At 47.5% G+C, this 19,217-nt stretch carries 19 protein-coding genes; 10 read left to right on the top strand and 9 right to left on the bottom strand.

Annotation, left to right across the window (positions count from 1 at the left end; all coding sequences use genetic code 11):
• Nucleotides 1-99: 99 nt before the first annotated feature.
• The 5 genes from H6F93_RS10335 to H6F93_RS10315 all read left to right on the top strand — a co-directional run bounded on the left by H6F93_RS10335 (nt 100) and on the right by H6F93_RS10315 (nt 5,305).
• Nucleotides 100-333 carry a hypothetical protein gene (locus H6F93_RS10335; protein ID WP_190643520.1) on the top strand — a complete coding sequence of 78 codons (234 nt, stop codon included), beginning with the start codon at nt 100-102 and terminating at the stop codon, nt 331-333.
• Nucleotides 334-516: 183 nt separating this feature from the next.
• Nucleotides 517-1,080, top strand: a complete 564-nt coding sequence (gene dps, locus H6F93_RS10330; protein WP_190680413.1) for a DNA starvation/stationary phase protection protein Dps — start codon at nt 517-519, stop codon at nt 1,078-1,080.
• Nucleotides 1,081-1,594: 514 nt separating this feature from the next.
• Nucleotides 1,595-2,053, top strand: a complete 459-nt coding sequence (locus H6F93_RS10325) for a hypothetical protein (RefSeq protein WP_190680410.1) — start codon at nt 1,595-1,597, stop codon at nt 2,051-2,053.
• Between the two features lie 429 nt (nt 2,054-2,482).
• Nucleotides 2,483-3,598: a Vgb family protein gene (locus tag H6F93_RS10320; protein ID WP_190680408.1), complete on the top strand. Its 1,116-nt coding sequence runs from the start codon at nt 2,483-2,485 to the stop codon at nt 3,596-3,598.
• A gap of 288 nt (nt 3,599-3,886) precedes the next feature.
• Nucleotides 3,887-5,305: a hypothetical protein gene (locus H6F93_RS10315; RefSeq protein ID WP_190680405.1), complete on the top strand. Its 1,419-nt coding sequence runs from the start codon at nt 3,887-3,889 to the stop codon at nt 5,303-5,305.
• A gap of 9 nt (nt 5,306-5,314) precedes the next feature.
• Here H6F93_RS10315 and H6F93_RS10310 read toward each other — a convergent pair whose 3' ends face one another.
• Nucleotides 5,315-6,202, bottom strand: a complete 888-nt coding sequence (locus H6F93_RS10310; protein WP_190680403.1) for a pirin family protein — start codon at nt 6,200-6,202, stop codon at nt 5,315-5,317.
• Nucleotides 6,203-6,561: 359 nt separating this feature from the next.
• Between H6F93_RS10310 and H6F93_RS10305 the strand changes: the two genes are divergently transcribed.
• A complete protein-coding gene (locus H6F93_RS10305) occupies nt 6,562-7,935 on the top strand; it encodes a YciI family protein (protein ID WP_190680400.1) in 1,374 nt (457 codons plus the stop codon).
• Nucleotides 7,936-8,103: 168 nt separating this feature from the next.
• On the opposite strand, the gene H6F93_RS10300 is transcribed toward H6F93_RS10305, so the two are convergent.
• From H6F93_RS10300 to H6F93_RS10285, 4 genes are all read right to left on the bottom strand, one after another.
• The gene (locus H6F93_RS10300; protein ID WP_206755720.1) at nt 8,104-10,869 is read right to left on the bottom strand and encodes a WD40 domain-containing protein; all 2,766 of its coding nucleotides are present in this window, start codon (nt 10,867-10,869) and stop codon (nt 8,104-8,106) included.
• A 97-nt stretch (nt 10,870-10,966) separates the two neighbouring features.
• Nucleotides 10,967-11,098, bottom strand: coding sequence for a helix-turn-helix domain-containing protein (locus tag H6F93_RS10295; RefSeq protein WP_190680395.1), 132 nt, complete (start codon nt 11,096-11,098; stop codon nt 10,967-10,969).
• Nucleotides 11,099-11,159: 61 nt separating this feature from the next.
• Complete coding sequence (locus H6F93_RS10290) at nt 11,160-11,444, bottom strand: Uma2 family endonuclease (protein WP_190680393.1); 285 nt, start codon at nt 11,442-11,444, stop codon at nt 11,160-11,162.
• 61 nt (nt 11,445-11,505) lie between these two features.
• Nucleotides 11,506-11,688, bottom strand: coding sequence for a hypothetical protein (locus H6F93_RS10285; protein WP_190680391.1), 183 nt, complete (start codon nt 11,686-11,688; stop codon nt 11,506-11,508).
• 340 nt (nt 11,689-12,028) lie between these two features.
• Between H6F93_RS10285 and H6F93_RS10280 the strand changes: the two genes are divergently transcribed.
• Both H6F93_RS10280 and H6F93_RS10275 read left to right on the top strand, forming a co-directional pair.
• A complete protein-coding gene (locus H6F93_RS10280; RefSeq protein ID WP_190680389.1) occupies nt 12,029-12,619 on the top strand; it encodes a sigma-70 family RNA polymerase sigma factor in 591 nt (196 codons plus the stop codon).
• A gap of 8 nt (nt 12,620-12,627) precedes the next feature.
• Nucleotides 12,628-13,392, top strand: a complete 765-nt coding sequence (locus tag H6F93_RS10275) for an anti-sigma factor (RefSeq protein ID WP_190680387.1) — start codon at nt 12,628-12,630, stop codon at nt 13,390-13,392.
• A 28-nt stretch (nt 13,393-13,420) separates the two neighbouring features.
• On the opposite strand, the gene H6F93_RS10270 is transcribed toward H6F93_RS10275, so the two are convergent.
• Both H6F93_RS10270 and H6F93_RS10265 read right to left on the bottom strand, forming a co-directional pair.
• Entirely contained in the window at nt 13,421-13,849 is a 429-nt protein-coding gene (locus tag H6F93_RS10270; protein ID WP_190680385.1) for an NUDIX hydrolase, read from the bottom strand.
• Nucleotides 13,850-13,986: 137 nt separating this feature from the next.
• A complete protein-coding gene (locus H6F93_RS10265; RefSeq protein WP_190680384.1) occupies nt 13,987-14,436 on the bottom strand; it encodes a DUF3531 family protein in 450 nt (149 codons plus the stop codon).
• Between the two features lie 196 nt (nt 14,437-14,632).
• On the opposite strand from H6F93_RS10265, the gene H6F93_RS10260 reads away from it, so the two are divergent.
• Nucleotides 14,633-16,093 (top strand): glycoside hydrolase family 13 protein, encoded by a 1,461-nt coding sequence (locus H6F93_RS10260; RefSeq protein WP_190680381.1) that lies wholly within the window; start codon nt 14,633-14,635, stop codon nt 16,091-16,093.
• Nucleotides 16,094-16,231: 138 nt separating this feature from the next.
• Here the strand turns inward: H6F93_RS10260 and H6F93_RS10255 are convergent, their stop codons facing one another.
• Nucleotides 16,232-17,035, bottom strand: a complete 804-nt coding sequence (locus H6F93_RS10255) for an RDD family protein (RefSeq protein WP_190680380.1) — start codon at nt 17,033-17,035, stop codon at nt 16,232-16,234.
• A gap of 122 nt (nt 17,036-17,157) precedes the next feature.
• On the bottom strand, nt 17,158-18,117 hold the full coding sequence (locus H6F93_RS10250; RefSeq protein WP_190680378.1) for a glycerophosphodiester phosphodiesterase family protein: 960 nt from the start codon (nt 18,115-18,117) through the stop codon (nt 17,158-17,160).
• Nucleotides 18,118-18,223: 106 nt separating this feature from the next.
• Here H6F93_RS10250 and H6F93_RS10245 point away from each other — a divergent pair, with 106 nt between their 5' ends.
• Nucleotides 18,224-19,213: a stage II sporulation protein M gene (locus H6F93_RS10245; RefSeq protein WP_190680376.1), complete on the top strand. Its 990-nt coding sequence runs from the start codon at nt 18,224-18,226 to the stop codon at nt 19,211-19,213.
• Nucleotides 19,214-19,217: the final 4 nt, after the last annotated feature.

Below are 19,217 nucleotides of genomic sequence, written 5' to 3'. Positions count from 1 at the left end.
TCTGAAAGTGCGCTACACTTCCGATTACCATGAAATAGCTTAAAAAACTTTACAGGTTTCTCATATTTGTTAAAGGAGTGAACGTTTTATTAACCAGCTATGAATTATCCCATTCCGGCTAGCCCTCAAGAAGTTGTTGCTCTTAGACAGCAGCGTGTAGATGAAGAATTAATTGCAGCCGCGATCGCTGGAGTCATCGGCGTGGCTCGATCTAAGGGGCAATCTTTAGAAGATCTGAGAGCCGAAGTTTTAGCGGATGACAGCCTACTCGACTGGCAAAGCAGGGTGTGGCTAAGTGAAATTGTTGCCCAGGCTTGGGAAAGCCTCCCGTAGATAAAGTGGGGAAGTAGGATAACGGAGTAGATAAACGCATCACCCTATCACTCCCACCTCCCTATCAGCCCCTACTAAAAGAAAGATTGCTCCTTGACCTACGTCCTCTAAGCATACGGTTTCGTCAACGCCTGCTTTTCGACTAATGTTGATGATCTAACCGTCTTACCAGGACACAGGCGTATGAGTACTAATGGTCGTAGCCAGACTCTCTATCCGACTCGCATTGATATTTCCGTTGAGGTTCGTACTCAAGTCATTGCCATTCTAAATCAGACCCTGGCTTCTACACTCGATCTCAAGACTCAGGTCAAACAGGCTCACTGGAACGTTAAAGGGATGGACTTCTATCAGCTTCATGAGCTATTTGATGAGATGGCCACGGAGTTGGAAGAGTACACTGATATGTTTGCTGAGCGGGTTACTGCCTTGGGCGGTTTGGCGCTTGGAACGGCTCGCGTTGCTGCCAATCAGTCAACCTTGGCAGAATATCCGTTTGACATTCTAAGCGGGAAAGACCACATTGTGGCGCTGGCTGATCGCTTTGCCCCTTATGCTAAGTCTTTGCGGGAAGCGATCGCCCAAACTGACGACTTAGGGGATGCCGATACAGCTGACCTTTACACCGAGGTTTCCCGCACAATCGATAAGCGCCTTTGGTTCCTGGAAGCTCACCTGCAGGCTTCTGAGACTACCAGCAAGGATGGGGCTACTATCCAAGAGAAAGTCAAAGCAAAGAGCAAATAGCCGATTCTCGGTTAACCGTAATTACACCGAGTTCAAGATATTTATCTGTTAACTGAATAGAACAATACTTTATCTATACTGAGGGGCGATCGCTTCCTCAGTATTTTTTTATGTAGATAAAGACTTTAACAAGCCTTTATATAAAAAATAATTCTTCTTCCAAAATATATCTAAATCTCTTCTAATGCATTGCATAAAACTGCAATTTTATTGGATGTTTTACGCCACCGGAAAAGCTCTGGTAGCCAGTGTAGTTCCCAATATCAATAGCACAGCAGGACAATCAACCATCTACTAAAAGTCAAAAGAAGGAACATCTCGAATTGCGTTAGTTCAACTTATTCTCAAACTCTAACTGCAAAAAGATGGTCAACAGTTTGACTTTTCAGCTTCACGTTTGCTTCAAGCTGCTTAACCAAATCATCACGCAGCAATTGTAACAAACGACACCCACCTGTTTTTTACTGTGCTATTAATCATGAACACCTGATTCTTAAGACAACCTTCCCGAACTATGAACATCCTCAAGAATTCTGCGATCGCTTTAACCACCTGTGCTTTGAGTGCTGGCATTGTTTTCGCTCTACCACAACAAGCTAAAGCTCAGGATTACGGTTCGTTCAGCCTGACTCCTGGTTTCTTGCCTGACCCCCAAATCGGTACAGGCATGTCTGGAGGCGGTCGTTCTACCTCTGACTGTGGCTATGTAGATGCTGATAACGCTCCAGATCACGTTCTCACCGTCAACGAAGGATTTAGCTATCTCCGTGCCTATGTAGAAGCTCCGGGAGATGTAACGATGCTAGTTGAAGGCCCAGATGGTCGCTACTGCTCAGATGATGTGAATGGCTTGATGCCTGAAGTCTCTGGTGCCTGGCCCGCTGGTACCTACCGCATCTGGATTGGCGATTTTGCTGGTCCCAGCCAGGGTACCTATCGTTATCAGCTGTTCCTCAGCGAATATGCCGAATAACTCGAAGGGAAAACGCTCATCCTATATCTAGGGTAGATTTGAGAACCCCAGATTCTTGGAGAATCTGGGGTTCTTAGCGTTACGTTTCTAGCGGCTTCATATAGTTGGCTTTAAGCTACTCATCTACGGAGCAAGTTTCTATGTAAAAACTATGTGTTTTGGACGTCGTTGAATGCGGGTACGATTCACGGATCTCAATTCCCTCTGTCGGGTAACACAATGCCATGCCCCTACGAAATTCATACATCAGATCAGCAGTGCCGTATTCCGAAGTGCACGGACAGTCCTAAAATATGTAGCTTTGAAAGAGGGTTGGTATAACCTTCACACAAGATGAAGCATCAGTAAATTTCTAGAGATTTGTAGCTCGACAAACACTTATAACTTTGACTGGCTTGGATAATTGGGCGCTGTCTCCTTCTAGAAATAATGCGTTTAATTAACCAAAAATTACTTAGCGTCCAAACTTCTATCTTTTTAGGAACCTTAGCTTCACTAACCTGTGGTGTGTCAGGCGCAAACGCAGCTTTGCTGGTTGGCAATACGGAGGGCAACAACGTTGTCATCTTTGACGAACGCACAGGTAGATTTGGCGGCGAGTTCATCGCTGCGGGTACAGGGGGCTTAACGTCCCCAGATGACCTGACCTATGGTCCCGATGGCAACCTTTATGTCAGCAGTGGAACCGAAACCTCTGGCGCAATTTTGAAGTTCAATGGCAAAACGGGAGATTTCTTAGGCAGATTTGACCAGGGAGGAGTCCTTCTCCGCCCCTACGGCAATGCTTTTGGTCCCGACGGCAATCTCTACGTCAGCAGTTTCCGTTCTGATGAAATTCTGCGCTTTGATGGCACCACGGGTAAGTTTCTGGATGTGTTTGCTTTTGGTGCGGGTACAGCGAATGGGCTAAATGGACCAAACGATCTGTTGTTTGACGAAGATGGCAACCTTTACGTCACGACTCAGGGCAGCGTGTCCGATGGTAAAGGTGGAATTGAATTCTTGTTTGAAAGTCAGGTGTTGCGCTACAACATTTTCGCGGCTGCACCAGAACCAGATGTGTTTGTGCCACAACCTACACCATCGCCAGATAGTTTTGGCTTCGTGAGTCTCCTAGGTTTGGAGTTTGGCGCAGATGGAGATCTCTTTGTCAGCGATTTTGCAAATGATATTCGCCGCTATGACTTGCTTACGGGCAGTTTAGTCGATACTCTATCAACCAATTACACGGGTACAACCCCCAGCAACAATTTCGTTGGAGGTCTTACCTTTGACCCAAACGGGACGTTATACAGCGTTGGGTTTGATTTTACTAAGGGCAACCAGGGCGCAATTTTGCGGTTTGATGGAGAGACGGGCGATCCATTGCCTGGTATGGGTGAAACTGGACCTATCTTTGTATCCACAAATCCAAATTTGAAACGTCCGATCGGCATTACCTACTCCCCTATTGTGGTGCCAGAACCTGCATTGACCCTTGGGCTAGTGGCAATGGGTGCAATGTTTATGGGAAGGAAGAGAGGCGATCACCATCAGTCCAACTAGTAGAGATGTAATTTTATAGCGCCTTATAGTTACTCCCTTCTCGGTTAAAGATTAAGTACTAAAAGACTAGGGATGTACCCTCACGTCGCGGGGGTACATCCCTAGTCTTTTAATGGGAAAGGAGTAAAGCTGCTGAAGGGGCGAGGGGCGATCGCGTTTCGTCCCTTCTACTCTGTCATATCAAAAATTCTCTGAATAAACAAAATAAAATTGAGTGTCACAATTTTATAAATTAGAGTCTATGCTGTAACATTTGTTGGCTAAGACCCTTCGTTTGGAGCTACTCCGGTGCAGGTATCGACAGTCGCGCCAACTCAACCCCGAACCCTTCAGCTTGCTCAAAAGCGAATTCTGGTACTCGGTTCAGCGCTGCACACGCAGTCTGTTGATGCGTTTGCCTGGAATGATTTGCCAGGATATCTGAACGTGGGCGATTACGATGTCATCATCCTCAACCTGGTTTCATTTCTAGAGCAACAATCTAACTTTGGCATCAGAGCAGAACGGCTTCCCACCTGGCAGCAGATTGCTCGATTGTTGTTTAGCCCCAATAGTGAAGTCATTTGCATTGGGCTTCCGGGCGTGGATGCCAACAATAGTTTGTATCAATCTACGAGCTGGTGGTTGCCCGTCACTCCTGAGTTTGTGTTTAATTCTGGAGAGGTGATTCGCAATATCAAACCAGAGTTTGCCTACTATTTTGAGCATGTACGGCGCTGGTTTTTTTACGCTACGCCTTCATTCAAATCTCACTTTATGGGATTAGCAGGCTACCTGCGAGTGGTGCATCCCTGGGCAAATAATTTGCAGGTGGGTATGGGAGCGATCGCCCACACTCGCTTCAACCAAGCGATCGCCTTTAAGCTAATTTTTCGGGCAGGCTATGTCGATCGCAGTCGAGCGTTACCAGCTCGTAGAGGAAAGGATGCTGGGGTAGAGCCACTGCTTACCTCTGGAGTTGCGGTTTGGCTACCGCCACCGACTGAGATCTCAGCCGACGAAGCAATTAGCCTGATTTTGCGTGAACGCTATCGACGAGCGGTAGACGTGGCTACGCCAGAGTGGGTAGCGACCTATCAACTGCCGCAACAGCAGGCGATCGCTGCCCAAGTAAACGAGCGCCAAAAAGAAATTGAGCGGCTCCAGCAAGAAATCGCCTTAGCGCAAAAGCAGCTTGAAGCTACCACTAGCCTTAACCGATTGCTGTATGAGCAAAACCAGGAAGCACTGACGCTAATTGTGTGTGATGCCTTACGGGAACTAGGGGCGCAGGTGAGCGATGCCAAAATTGGGGCTGATAGCACTTCTAGTGGAGGCATCATGCACCTGACCGATCCGTCAGGTCGAGAAGGAATGTTACTAGTGAAAACCAGAGCAGGCGAATTGCCACTCAACGATTTGCGTCAGCTTGACCAATATGTGCGTGACCTGATGCTAAACCAAAACTGGCGCGGCAAAGGCATTCTGATCGCCAATACATACTACACTCAACCCCCTGAGCAAAGGAATGAACCTTTTCCCTCTAATTGCATTCGCGCAGCCCAGCAATTGTTTGGTTATTGTCTGGTGACGACGACTCAGCTATTTCAGGCGATCGCCACTCACCAGCGTAAAGAACTCGACTCTCGCGAGTTTTGGAATGCCATCTTTGAAGTCAATGGGGTTTGCCCACTGCCAGAACTTTCGGCGCAGGAAGTGTCCAAGTAAGGGTTCCTTTTAGGAGAAAGGATTTGCCTCTGTCACCACTTCGGGTAAAGGAATGGATTCTGTCTCATCGGGTACAGTCGCAAAGTGACCATCACGCCAGTCGGCTTTAGCTTGCTCAATTCGCTCAGGTCGGCTGGAAACAAAATTCCACCATTTGTAGTGATCGCCCAATGGTTCTCCTCCAATCACCACACATCGCGCATCAGCTGTGGAAGAAATGATTACTTCACTTCCTGGTTCTAAAATAGCGAGGTGATAGGGAGCCAACGGTTCATCATTCAGGCTAAGCCCTTCAGTCACACCATAAACTGCCCGTTCTGAGTAATCTGTGGGGATAGTAAAGTGAGTGTTGGCAGACAGGTTCATATCCAAGTAGAGGATAGGTGAAAAGACTTTCACAGGCGAGGTATAGCCGGATGCCTGTCCAGCAATGAGTTTTATCACTACGCCGTTTTCTGCCCAGGTGGGCATGACCTCAGCCGGATAATGAGTAAACTCGGGATCGGTTTCTTCGTGCTCAGCAGGCAAAGCAACCCAGGTTTGGATACCGTGAATCGTAGCTTCCTGGCGACGATCTGCATCGGGCGATCGCTCTGAGTGAACGATCCCGGTTCCTGCAGTCATCCAATTCACTGCACCTGGTTGAATCTCCTGCACCGTGCCCAAACTATCGCGGTGCATCAACGCTCCTTCAAACAAGTAAGTCACCGTTGCTAGATTGATGTGGGGATGCGGTCGCACATCAATGCCTTTACCCGCAGGTAATACAGACGGACCAAGCTGATCAAAAAAGATAAACGGACCAACCATTTGATGATTGGGATAAGGCAGACTGCGACGAGCAATAAATCCGCCTAAGTCTTTAATCTCGGGTTCGATCAGTTGAAGGATTGACATGGAAGTGAGGGAGTAAAGGTGCAAATAAAAATCATAACCATCATCCCACGGTTAGCAAAGCTGGGTTCATCATAGGGAAATCTCATAAACGTCATGCCTGCTACCTGACCAGGCTTCTACCTAACTCTAGAACCAGCAGTGAGTTCTATCATTTTGCTAGCTTTCATCCTTATCATTTGATTAGGATTTCAACCGCAATGAAGTAAATGAGTTCACTTCCTTAAGGAAAGTTGAAGAACTTTAGCGATCGCCACATCTCGACTTACTTTGCTAAGAAACACACCTAGAGCCCAAGCTTGTATCTCGCCAGGGTTTTCCAGCACTGTAGTAATCAAAAATAACTTTTATCAGGTAAATCTATGAATTTTCGCAATAATGTTGTGCTGATGCTAGGCGCAGTAGGTCTGGCGATCGCGCTATCACCGTTTTCCCTAGCCTCTGAGCCGGAAGAGAATGTTTCACCACCTTTGGCTCAGCCTCCAGTTGAGCTTGTTCCTGCCAGGACATTAGCAACTTATCCAAGGGGATACTTTCTTGAAAATATTGTTATTGATGTAGACGGCACGATTTACATCACAGAGAACAAAACAGGACAAATTATTCGTCGCACCTTCAATGGTGAGGCAGATATCTTTAGCCAAGTAGACGTTGGGCTAGCTGGACTAGGTATAGATGTCAACGGAACCCTAATCGCGACAGGACATGCAGAGACAGGGGAGCAATATATCTTTGAGTTTGCAGAAGATGGCACCCTTGAGTATGAGTTAGCCGTTCCAGAAGCAGGCTTTTTAAATGGGTTAGCCTTGTTTCGTCCGGGAGTTTTCCTGATTGCCGACTCTACGTCCGGGACGGTTTGGCAGTTTGACAGACAAACTCAACAGGTTGTGCCCTGGTTACGACATGATAGCCTTAACCCCAACCCTGATATGCCGACAATTCCGGGTGCAAACGGCATTAAACTTTTTGAGGGTGCAGTTTATATCACCAATTCGGGTCAGGGAACAGTCACTCGCGTTCCGATTCAGGATGATGGTTCTCCAGGTGAACCAGAAGTGATTTTTTCAGGAATTGTGCTGGATGATTTTGCTTTTTCTGCAACAGGGAATCTCTACGGCACGACCCACATTTTCAACTCAGTTGTAGTGCTGTCACCGGATGGTAACCACCGCACCATCGCGACAGCTGAGCAAGGCGTAACTGGAAGTACGGCGCTAGCTTTTGGAGTGAATGAAAGCGATCGCCATAGCATCTATGTGGTTGGAGATGGGGGCATCTTTTCGGCGAGTTCAGAGGAAGATATTGTTGAACCAGAGTTGGTGCAATTGGACGTTGGCGAATTAGGCATTCCGCAAGAAGCTACGCTTGACTGGATGGGTCGCCCAAGGCAGGTAGAAGCCATTGAAACTCAACTGGTTCAATGTACGACTGCCCCTAATACCGAGAGTTTACGCACAACCATTGGACCCCGATATCTCCGCTATCTTGAACTGCATTTAGACCACATCAGCTATGCAGGACAGCTCTATGGCAATGGCAGAGCAAACACACCGAGCGATCGCCTGTATTTCGTTCAGCAACAAGATCCTGAAGCAGCACTAGAACTGATCCAAAACTCACCCTACTATCGTGCAGGCGTATATTCTGAATGTACAGTGACTCCCTTCACCACATTACTGGGCAACACGCTCGACGGGGTTGCATGGCCTCAAAACGCCATTTATCCAAGAGAATGAGATTGCTTTCCTGCTAGACTTGTATGATTTTGGAGTACAAAAGCTTGCTGATCATCTTTTCCTCTCATTAGTTCGGAGCCTGCAACGGAAATTCGAATCTCCGATCGCCTCTCTGCTTTAGAACATGAGAATGCATAGCGGCGATCGCACCTACAAGCCTGTAATCAATCAAGGTTGATTGATATCATCACACAGATGGCGATCGCCCTCTTCCACAGTGGGATTGGTTTTTAAGTAATCTTGCAACCAATTACTCGCCTGAATCAGCAATCGATTTATAGATGTTTCTGATAAACCCTCTACATTGATGGAGGGTTCAACTTCAGTGGGTTGAACCTCTAAAGGAGAAAGGCGATCGCCACTTTCTACCGAGACCTTCTCTTCCAAAACCTGTACCTCATCAGATTCAAATGTCCGCAACTTCACTGTTTTATCCAGGCTGGCACTTGCTAGCATCCGACCATCTGAGCTAAAACAAACACTCGTGACACTATACAGGTGCCCTGTGAGAACCTGGACATTTCTGCTGTGAAGTCTCCATATTCTCACCGTTTTATCGGCACTGGCAGTAACAAGCGATCGACCGTCCAGGCTAAAGCAACCAGAAGTGAGTTCCTGGGTATGTCCAGAGAAAGTTTTAAGTAAACCTTGTTTTAGAACCCACACCTTAGCCGTATTGTCTGCACTCACGGAACCCAGCAGCCGACCATCAGGGCTAAAAAAGACAGCATTCACTCTAGAGTTATGAGCCTTCCAAGTTTTCAACAACGTGCCGTCAGCCCGCCACAGAATAATTGTGCCATCAGAACCAGTTGAGGCAAACAGTTGACCGTCGTGATTAAAACATACACTGGAAACTTGTCCCTTATGATCTCCGAAACTTTTAATGAGTGCCCCCTCTAGATTCCACAGTTTTACCGTTCCATCTTGACTGCCAGAGATGATTAATTGACCTGTTGGACTAAAACTAATGCTGTTTACTACATCAAAATGTCCTTCCAGAGTCTTAACTAAGGCACCCTCTAAATTCCAAAGTTTAATCTTTCCGTCAGCACTCGCTGAAGCAATAATTTGTCCATCAGGGCTAAAACGGAGGTTCATAACCCTGGCGCTATAGGTTTTGAAGGTTTTGAAGAGAGAGCCATCAAGCCTCCAGAGGTTAATGATTCGATCGGTGCCACTGGATGCGAGAATTTCTTGGCTCGAAATGTCAATGCTGGTGATTCCGGCACTGTGTCCCTTAAGCGTGTGCAGTTCTTGCCCCAAATGCCACAGCCTTGCTGTTCGATCTGCACTAGCGGAGGCAAGAGTTTGACCATCGGGGCTAAAGCTGAGATTTGTCACCCACGCTGTATGCCCTCGAAAGGTTTTGATCAGTTTGCCGCTGAGATGCCAGAGCTTAATTGTATGATCGATGCTGGCTGAGGCGAGGGTTTGACCATCCGAGCTAAATTCGATACAGGTTACCCAGGCTGTATGTCCTTTGAGGGTTTTGGGTTCGCGATCGAGGTTCCACAGCTTAATGGTATTGTCAGCACTGGCTGAGGCTAGAACTTGTCGATCAGGGCTGAGGCTTGCATCGGTTACCCAGGTGTCGTGAGCAGTTAGTTGTCTAATTAAAGTTCCGTCTGGCTGCCAGAGCCGAATTGTCTTGTCAGCGCTGGATGAAATTAAGATGCTGCCATCCTGACTGAAACTAATGCTCGTAATCCAATCCTGATGTCCTTCCAGGGTATTAATCAGGTTGCCGTAAATCCCCCACAGTTTGATTGTGCTATCTACGCTGGCTGAGGCTAGTGTTTGACCATCGGGACTAAAGCAAAGACCCGTAATTTTTGCGGCATGGGCTTGAAAAGAAATAAGTTTTTGCCCTTTGAGTGACCACAACTCGACGGTTCCTTGATTGTTAGCTGAGGCGATCGCCCGACTATCAGGACTAAAACAAATACGCGTCACATCGTCAATTTCTAGCGTGTGAAGCAAAGCTCCATCAACTTGCCAAAGCTTGACCGTGCCGTCTGTGCTTGCCGTTGCCAGAGCCTTTCCATCAGGGCGAAAGCACACTTGAAGCACATCGCCCTGATGCCCCTGGAGGCGATTGCGCTCCTGCATCTCCAAAACAACCCGTTGCAGTTTTAACCCAATTCGGCGCTGAAGTTCAGGCGGCAGCCCGGTCATTTGAGATAGCTTCACTGCCTTGACGCTAGCAACTAATGCTTTAAGCTGATCGCCTGCCAAAAGCAAAGCTTGAGAAAGGGCATCTAGCGCTTCGGCTTCGGCAGTTTCTGCCCGTTTGCGTTCTCGCTGTGCCTCTTCATAGAGTGCTTTCCACTGTTGTGCCTCCCGCCTCTGAGACTGCTGACTGGCAACAATGTATTGAGTTTGTAACTCCGTTGGTTTAGGGTCTCGGTGAGTGCTTTCAGAGAGCCATTCTTCTGACTCTTCTAAATCACTGCCCCGCAGCAAAAAGCTATCATCTCGCTGCTTGCGATGCCATTCGTTTGCCCGGATTAGCAGGCGTGTATGGGTACGGACATGCTCCAAATCCAGATCCATCGCTTGAATTAACTTCTGCAAGCCGATGTTGAAGTCGTCCCCCTCTCGAAAGAAAATCCAGTTCAACGCACTCAGGGCTGGTGGAATCGCTTTAGCATCCGCTTCACAGCGAACAACTGGAATTAATCGTTTATTGTGTGCAACCGCATGAGCAATTTCCAAACCACAAACTTCTGAAGTGACAGAATGAGGGCTAATCACGAAGGCAAAGGTATTTGCCTCCTCGATCGCCTCCTCAATCGCCGCCATCCAATCCACGCTAGGCAAAATGTCTTGCCAGTCCACCCAGGTTTCACGATCTAGCTGAATCAGCGCTTCATGAAGTGTTTTGACAAAGTGAGTGTCCCTGCGGGAATAAGAAATAAAGATATCTGTCATGCTGTTTTCACCCCGTGCAGTCCTCATTTCAATGTAATGGAACTGACGCCGATTTCAGTAAATATACTAACTCCCTTTAACTTTTGCGATCGCTTCCCTAGTTGGATCTCTCTTCACTCACCCAACGGCTCACATTGGAGCGATCGATTCCCATTGCAACAGCTAATTGATTTTGGTTGATTCCGTAGGTTTCCAGAATTTGCCTGAGTGCTTTTTCTGCTTTTCCCATACCTTAATTTTTGAAAACCGACAATTTAGTAAATCTTGCCAATTGTATTGCCTTTGTCGCCTCAAACTATCAAATGTAAAACTGCGATCGCCACATCAGGAAAAGCCAATGGGCTAATCGTTTCTGAGGTTAACATTATCCCTCGCTTATATTTATTGCCTTTAGGAGAGCGAAATACGATCAGGCGATCCCCACGCAAATCAACTAACCAATACTCTGGGATGTTTAACTGAGCATAAGCTGTGGTTTTCACTTCCAGATCTTTGGTCAAGCTGAAATTAGAGTATTCAATTAGCCAAAAGATGTTTTCAGGATAAAGGTGATGCGATGGATTTCGCTTTGCCAATCCATCCTACGTTTAATTAAATCACTTACTTATCCTGAGAGGTATTTCGTCACTGTCAGAACTAATTCACGATCCATTTACAGACCAGCTTGCCGTCTTCAACGATCCACTGTGCGGTTAAGTTGGGTCGTCTGGATGGGGTGTAGTGAGTTGAAATGAGTTTTGAGTGAAGGTCTGAAGTGCTGATGCGATCGGGGATAGCAACGTTGTCTGAAGTAGGTTGATGACGATAGTTTAGCTGCACAATTGAACTCCTTGATTAGATATCTCAAACGAAGTGTAGAGAGTAACTTTTTTCGTTTGAAGCACCGAGATGTATTGGATGAACTCAGGTTCAAGAACTTTGGATATCCTTTAACCTGATATTTACTAAATTAATTGAGGTAGTTTCAAATGTCGGTATTGAAAAGTCAGGGAAGGTCAGATCATTCTAATTAGCGAGATTAGAAAATTAGTGCGTCCAATTTGCTATGTACTGCGTACTAAGGTTGTGTTTGCTTGCACAACTCAAAATGATCGCTAGAAGTCACAATTCGCATAGGATAGCTGTAGCCCCATCAAAGCCCACTTTCTTAATATGCGTCATGCATTCTGAGCAATCTGGTAGCCCAGAAGAATCTCTATCAGGTCAGACCGATGCAGAACTGTACCTGTCTTTGAAGGCAGGTCGTGCAGAGGCTCTTGGCGTTCTCTACGATCGCCATGCTGGACTCGTCTACGGGCTGGCGTTTAAGGTCTTGGGCAATCTTCAAGAGGCTGAGGATTTGACCCAGGATGTTTTTCTGAACCTGACTAGATCCACTTCTTATGAACCCAGGCGAGGGTCGCTGAGGACGTTTCTAGCGATTTTGACGCGATCGCGAGCGATTGACCGGGTGCGATCGCGCAATACGACTCTGTCCTTTTTAGGACGTTGGAAATCTGGAAATCCGCAGGAAACAGACTCCAATACTCCATTGGAATACGTCTTTCAGGGTGAACGATCGGAAGAAGTTCGCATGGCGCTGGCGCAGTTATCAGAGAGCCAGCAGCAAATTCTCAAGATGGCTTATTACGATGGATTTAGCCAGTCAGAGATTGCTGAACGCCTAGAAATTCCTTTAGGAACCGTCAAGGCTAGAGCGCGGCGAGGACTGCTTAAATTGCGTCAAACTCTCACAACTTACATGGAATAGTCACAGCTATGGCGAGGTCGATGCCTTCAGAATATTCAGAACACTTACAGTTAATGATCGCAGGCTATGTCCTGGGCGATCTCGATGCAGACGAGGCAATGGAATTTGAGCAGCTTTTAGCTAATGACCCTGTGATCGCTGCCGAGGTAACACAGATGCAAAGTGCCTTGGAAACAGCTTATACGCCAGTCGAAGTGCAACCTCCGCCCCATTTGCGCTCGGCAATTATGGCTGCACAGGCTACCGGGATGAATGCCCAGCGTAGACCCAGCACCACTGTGGCAAAACCAGTGAGCCGATTTCCCTGGAATCAAACACTGGGTGCAGCGGCAGCTATGGTGATTGTCGCTTTGGGAATCAACAATTATCAGTTACGGCAAGCGCTCCAGGCAACGCAAGCCGAAATGCCATCTGAAACACTCACCTATGTGCTGCAAACGGAAACAGTTGAGGATGCTTCAGCAATGGTTGTGGTCAATCCAGACACCCTGGAAGCAACCTTGACCGTCAAGAACCTGCCGCCTTTGCCTGCCGGAAAGGTGTATGTGTTGTGGACAGTACTAGAGCAAGGGGCACCATTCACAGTGGATGCGAAGTCGGCAATTTTAACAGAGGTATTAAACGTCGATGCTCAAGGTAATGTCTCTCAGACTATTACGGTACCTAGAGTCTATCGTTCTGAAGAACTGGTTTCAAAGGTTGCTATCACAGTAGAAGATGCAACAGCACCTCAAAGACATGAGGGCGCACCGGTGATGATCACCAGTCTTTGATGGTGCATAGCTCTTGCTGACGAATGCCTTACAGATATTCCACAAATGCTTCCGGCACGAGTCTCAATTCTCCTGTTTTGAAGCGATCGCTCTTTACCCACAGTGCTTGATGAGCCTGAGTTCCTTCATAGAAAGTGAGTGACTCTAGCTGATAAAACCTTGGTTCAACAAAACCACAGCGATAAACTTGAATCACCTCATGTCCAGCTTTTCCATCATAAACAAACAGATTTTCTACACAGCCCAGATAAGTAATATTCGTCAACTCTGCTTGAAGTTCTTCCTGAAATTCTCGTTTCAGTGCATCTAGACTGGTTTCGCCAAAGTCTATGCCGCCGCCCAACGCTCGGTAAAAGGTTTCCTGCTTGACGGGATCATATCCTTCCGACACGAAGACGCGATCGCCATCCTGAATCAACCCTAAAGTGATCACCCGAATCCGACCTGGCTTATTCATTAATTAAACTCATCCATTTAACCCTGTTGTAGATGGCAACCGTGTTGTAGGTTGGGTGCAGCAAAGCGAAACCCGACAGAACCTCAGCCAAGATCCCAGCAAGTATTGGACTTCACTTTGTTCTACCCAACCGACATCTAATTGTTATCAGCAAATGACGATCGCTTGGTAGCAGGAATGGGCCAATCTATATTTTCACCACCAACGATCAGACGCTCAATGGTAACGTAATCTTTGCTGAATTGGTTGAGCGTATTGATTAGAATGTCGAGGGCGATCGCATCAGAAGTCCCCAGGTCAAACCAGCAGCGGGCCCAGTTACCCTGATATTCAAACTCAGCCATGTTGTGCATCAGTGCCATCATGCTGTTGTCAGCCACATCCCCGTCATAGTCCATGTAGCTGATGTCCAGGCCCGTATCCTGTACCTGAAGATTCTCAGCATTAAAGCCGCCCAACTTACCCAGGAAAAACCAGGAGTTAAACACTTCCTCAATATATTGCTGCTCCGCTGTCGAGGGAACCGTACTAAATTCCAGCCAAATCCATACATCGAACGGATCATATTCGCGAAATTCTACTTTCATAGCTCTTACCAGGAGAAACAGGGAGACTGCCTGTCAGTTTATCGTAGAGCGAATGGGGAGGGATGGGGAATAGGGGAGTGAAAGAGTAAGGGAATTACTCGCTTCCCACTTCTACCTCTTGGATGCTGCCTGATGGACATAGACTTTGTACTATGGCTGTGACGCAAGTGGACAGTGCATTACTGGTATTGAACGTATGCAAATTCAAACTCCAAACTGGGTTAAGCACGCTGTTTTCTATCAAATTTTCCCCGATCGCTTTGCCAAAGGACTTCAGCCTTTGCGACGAGTGCTGGAAACCGTTCCGTTTGAAGTTTGGGAAGCAGAACCGACCCTACAAGGATACAAAGGTGGTGATTTATGGGGCGTGATTGAGCGGTTAGATTATTTGCAAGACTTGGGAGTTAATGCAGTTTACTTCACCCCAATTTTTCAGTCGGCTAGTAATCACCGTTATCATACGCACGATTATTACCAGGTTGATCCGCTGTTGGGAGGTAACTTGGCGCTCAAAACTTTGCTCCAAAAAGCTCATGAGCGCGACATTAAAGTAGTTTTGGATGGTGTGTTTAATCATGCCAGTCGAGGCTTTTTCTTCTTTAATGACATTCTGGAGAATGGGCCCTATTCACCCTGGCTGGACTGGTTCAAGATACAGGGTTGGCCGCTGGCTCCCTACGATGGCGATCGCCCCGCTAACTATGAAGGCTGGGTTGGCAACCGAGCGCTGCCCGTGTTTAACCATGACAATCCAGCCGTCAAGGAATACATCATGGAGATTGCGGAATTCTGGCTTAAATTTGGCGTTGATGGCTGGCGCTTGGATGTGCCGTTTGAGATTAAGACTCCAGGCTTTTGGCAAGAATTTCGCGATCGCGTCAAAGCCGTTAATCCTGAAGCTTACATTGTGGGTGAAGTGTGGGAGGATTCACGCCAGTGGCTCGACGGGACTCAGTTTGATGGCGTGATGAACTATCTGTTTACTGGCCCGACCATTGCGTTTGCAGCAGGCGATCGCGTTCAGCGGCAATATGTTGAATCGCCCAACTATCACCCCTACCCAGCACTGGATGCGGCTGGCTATGCGGCTAAGATTCAGGATTTGCTTAAGCTTTATCCTTGGGAGATTCAACTCACTCAGCTTAACCTGCTAGCCAGTCACGACACGGCTCGGCTGATGACGATTGCAGGCGGCGATGTCGATAGCGTGAAGCTCTCAACGCTGCTGCTGCTCACCTTCCCAGGGGCACCCAGCATTTACTATGGCGATGAGGTGGGCTTGGCAGGCGGCATTGATCCCGATTCTCGCCGCAGCTTTCCCCCAGAAGCAAATTGGGATCTAGACTTGCTCAAGCACCATCGGGAATTGGTCGCCCTGCGCCATCGCTATCCTGCCTTGCGAACCGGTTCTTATCAGGTCTTGCTCACCGAAGGAATGGTGTATGCCTTTGTGCGATCGCTGGTTAACGAGTCCATAATCGTTGCGGTTAACACCGGAACAACTCCTGCGGAAGTTAATTTGGCGATCGCTGAAACTAACCTATCCCCGGACCAGCTTCGAGTACTTCATGGAAACGCCGAAACCAACCGATCAGAGCAAGGGATTGCTTTAAGGATTGCTGGTCGCAGTGGCTGTGTGCTGGGGGTTGGGGATTAGGAATTAGGGAAGAACTCGTTCCAAGGTCTTTGCCTGGAAATGCAAAGTGGAGGCTCTGTCTATTGAAAACGAGTGGCAGAGCCTCCTGAACGGCATTCAAGGTAAAACTTGGAAGTAATGAGCAAAGCAGACAGCCTCTCATCCCTCATCCCTGATTCCTCTCTCCTGTTGCTGGTAAGCCAAATAAACGGCTTCCAAAAACTCATCTGAAGTGAGTCCAGCAGGAATGGTTTCAAGGTTAATCAAGTTTCTGGCTTGTCGGGCTAACTGTAAACTCAACTCACTTTTGGCGTTGTGCTCCATAAAGTTTCGCCTTTGAAGATATTCTCGAATCACGGCAAAATCATCCGGCAACAGTTTTGATAGGTCAGTGATTTGAGGTAATTCGGCGGCCAGTTTTTCTGCCTCTTGAGAAACAGCGATCGCTGCCTTCACTACTGGACGAACTTCCTGTACCACCAGCGTTCCTGCAACCCAATCCCCTATTCGCTTTTCCTTTTGCCCCAATAGGATCAGGAAAGCACCAATAAAAAGGATGTCATCAATCGGACGCAACAGAGCACGCAGTGCTGCCTGAGATAAACCTACAGGTCTGCCATCATCCCGAATGACGCGAATTTTAGCGAACCGTTTGCCGATGGTTTGTCCCTGCCAGGTCACCTCAAAGAAGACAAAATAGCCAGTGGCGATCACAAAAGTGATAAGGATGGCGATCGCCAGTAGCCAAATGGGTAAATCCGCATAATTTGATCCCAAGGTATCCAAGTAACCGAGCAGTTGCCCTGCAATCAATGCTAAAAGCAGCCACAAAGCAATCAGCGTAAAAGCGACAATATGATAGTCAATCAGCAATGCCAAGGCTCTGCTGCCGATTCCTGCTAGGGTAAACTCCAGTTCTACACTTTCTGGAGTTAAGAGTGTGATTCGATTAAAAAGTCGCATGGTGTGTAGTCCTGAATAGGCAATTTCTAGACTTTAGTGAATTAGACATCCTGCGTGAATCACTTTTTGAGGCGTGAATAGTAGCGCAGCGAAGCCGCACTACCATTCACGCAGGAGTCCTATTACGAATCGCGTAACTTTAACCCCAACCCCTCTCGGCGGCTGCGCAAATCGCTGTAAATCACTGCTTTGATCGCTTGCCAGAGAGGTAACACTAACACACCTGCAACCAACCCTAAAATATAGCTAGTCGAGAAGGATAACAGCGCAAAAGTGGGAGACTCTCGTGGAAATGAGGCAGCTAGGATTGAGTCAAATGTGCTAACTAATATCTGAGCTAGAGCCTGCAGAGGAATCGTAATCAAAAACGCAATAAAAAGAATTAGAGCAATTCGCCAAGCACTTTTGTGAGTTAAATTCCAGCTGCGTCCAAGGGATTGTGTAGCGTTCGAGCCGCTTTCGACTGCAAGTGGCAAATCGGCAACTGCCAGTCGAGAACTGAGCCAGACGAACACAAACACAATTGCTAGCACCAGGAGTAAGACAAACAAACCAGTGAGGATCAGTGGTCCTGGATTGCTGGCAAGAGCGAATGGATCAGGGTTGGTGAGTAAACTGAATGCTCCAGTTGCAGCCAAGACAATGAGTAGTGCAATCACTGCCACAAAGTACACTCCTAAGTACATTAGCAACAGCAAAAAGTTAATATTCCAAAAGCTCCACATGCGAGAGTTGGCATATCTTTTTGCACTTTCCACGCTTTCAGGCTGGTTAACTAAGGTGGTGAAGGCGAGGCGGGCGATCGCTCCTGCTCCAGCAAAATATTTAGCCGAACAATAGATCGTCAAGACTATCCAAGCTGGAATCACTAATCCTAAAGTGCCGTAATATGCTTGAACTGCGGTGTAAAACAAGATAATTGGAATAATCAACAAAAAGGGCAATAGTGCCCACAGCGTTGCGATTAGAGAAATGCCAATGTATTGCTGAAAGTGAGTTCGGTAAAGCTGAATTCCGGCACTGACCACATTACCGACGTCGAGCGGTTGCACCAGATTTTGAGGATTGGGGTTAGCAGTCATAAACAATCTACCCGTAATTTTAATAATGTCGTATGTAGAAGTGAAGGCGGAAGTTGACGCTATCCTAAGCTACGCTGAGACAAGCCTCCAACAGTAGTAAAAAAATATGAACATTCAGCGTTGGATTGCCCGCCGGGAAAAAAGCTGGAAACAGCTAGATGCCTTGCTTAACCAGGTTGAGAAGCGCGGGCTAAAGACGCTTGAGGCACATCAAATTCGAGAGTTAGCCAGCCTCTATCGTTCAGTATCAGCAGACTTGGCGCGGGCCCGCAGCCAAAATGTCGGACAGTTGCTGCTGCAAGATTTACAGAGTTTGGCATCCCGTAGCTATGCTCAAATCTATCAGGGGTCACGGCGGCAGGAATGGCAAGCCATTTTAGAGTTTTATCGCTGGGGGTTTCCGGCTGCGGTGCAGCGATCGGCGGGTTACATTGCGCTGGCGGCGGCTTTGGCCATTTTTGCAGGGTTAGTCAGCTGGTGGCTGGCGTGGCAAGACCCAACTTTTCTATCGCTGATTGTGCCGCAGGATTTGATTGTACAGGTGCGCGATCGCCAGGAACTTTGGATGGGTTCCATTGTTGGAATTGAGCCGTTTGCCTCAACCAATATTCTGATCAATAACATCCAAGTCTCTTTTATGGCTCTGGCAGGCGGAATCACGGCTGGACTGCTGACCACCTACATTTTGCTGCTGAATGGAGCGCTGATTGGGGCGATCGCTGCTCTGGTGGGGCAAAACAATTTGGCTTATCCGTTTTGGGCATTTGTTTTTCCACACGGTTCTCTAGAAATTCCCGCCATCTTTTTAGCAGCCGCAGCAGGCTTGCTGCTTGCCAGAGCCATCCTATTTCCAGGACAGTATCGTCGAGTTGATGCACTGAAGCTCTACGCTCAGCAATCGGCTGAGTTGATTTTTGGTGTGGTGCCGATGCTGGTGATTGCCGGGTTCATTGAAGGCTTTTTCTCACCCAATCCTGGAGTTCCCGATTTGCTGAAATATATTGTGGGGACGGGGCTATTTATTGGGTTAATGATCTATCTCAGGCAACAAAACCCTGTAGGGGCAAAGCATTCGGCAGGCAACTTGGGAAAATAGCGGA

It is taken from the genome of Leptolyngbya sp. FACHB-671, from assembly GCF_014695745.1.
Lineage (GTDB): Bacteria > Cyanobacteriota > Cyanobacteriia > Elainellales > Elainellaceae > JAAUTN01.
The sequence above is the reverse complement of the archived record's forward strand: the minus strand, read 5'-3'. Positions and strand labels throughout refer to the sequence as shown.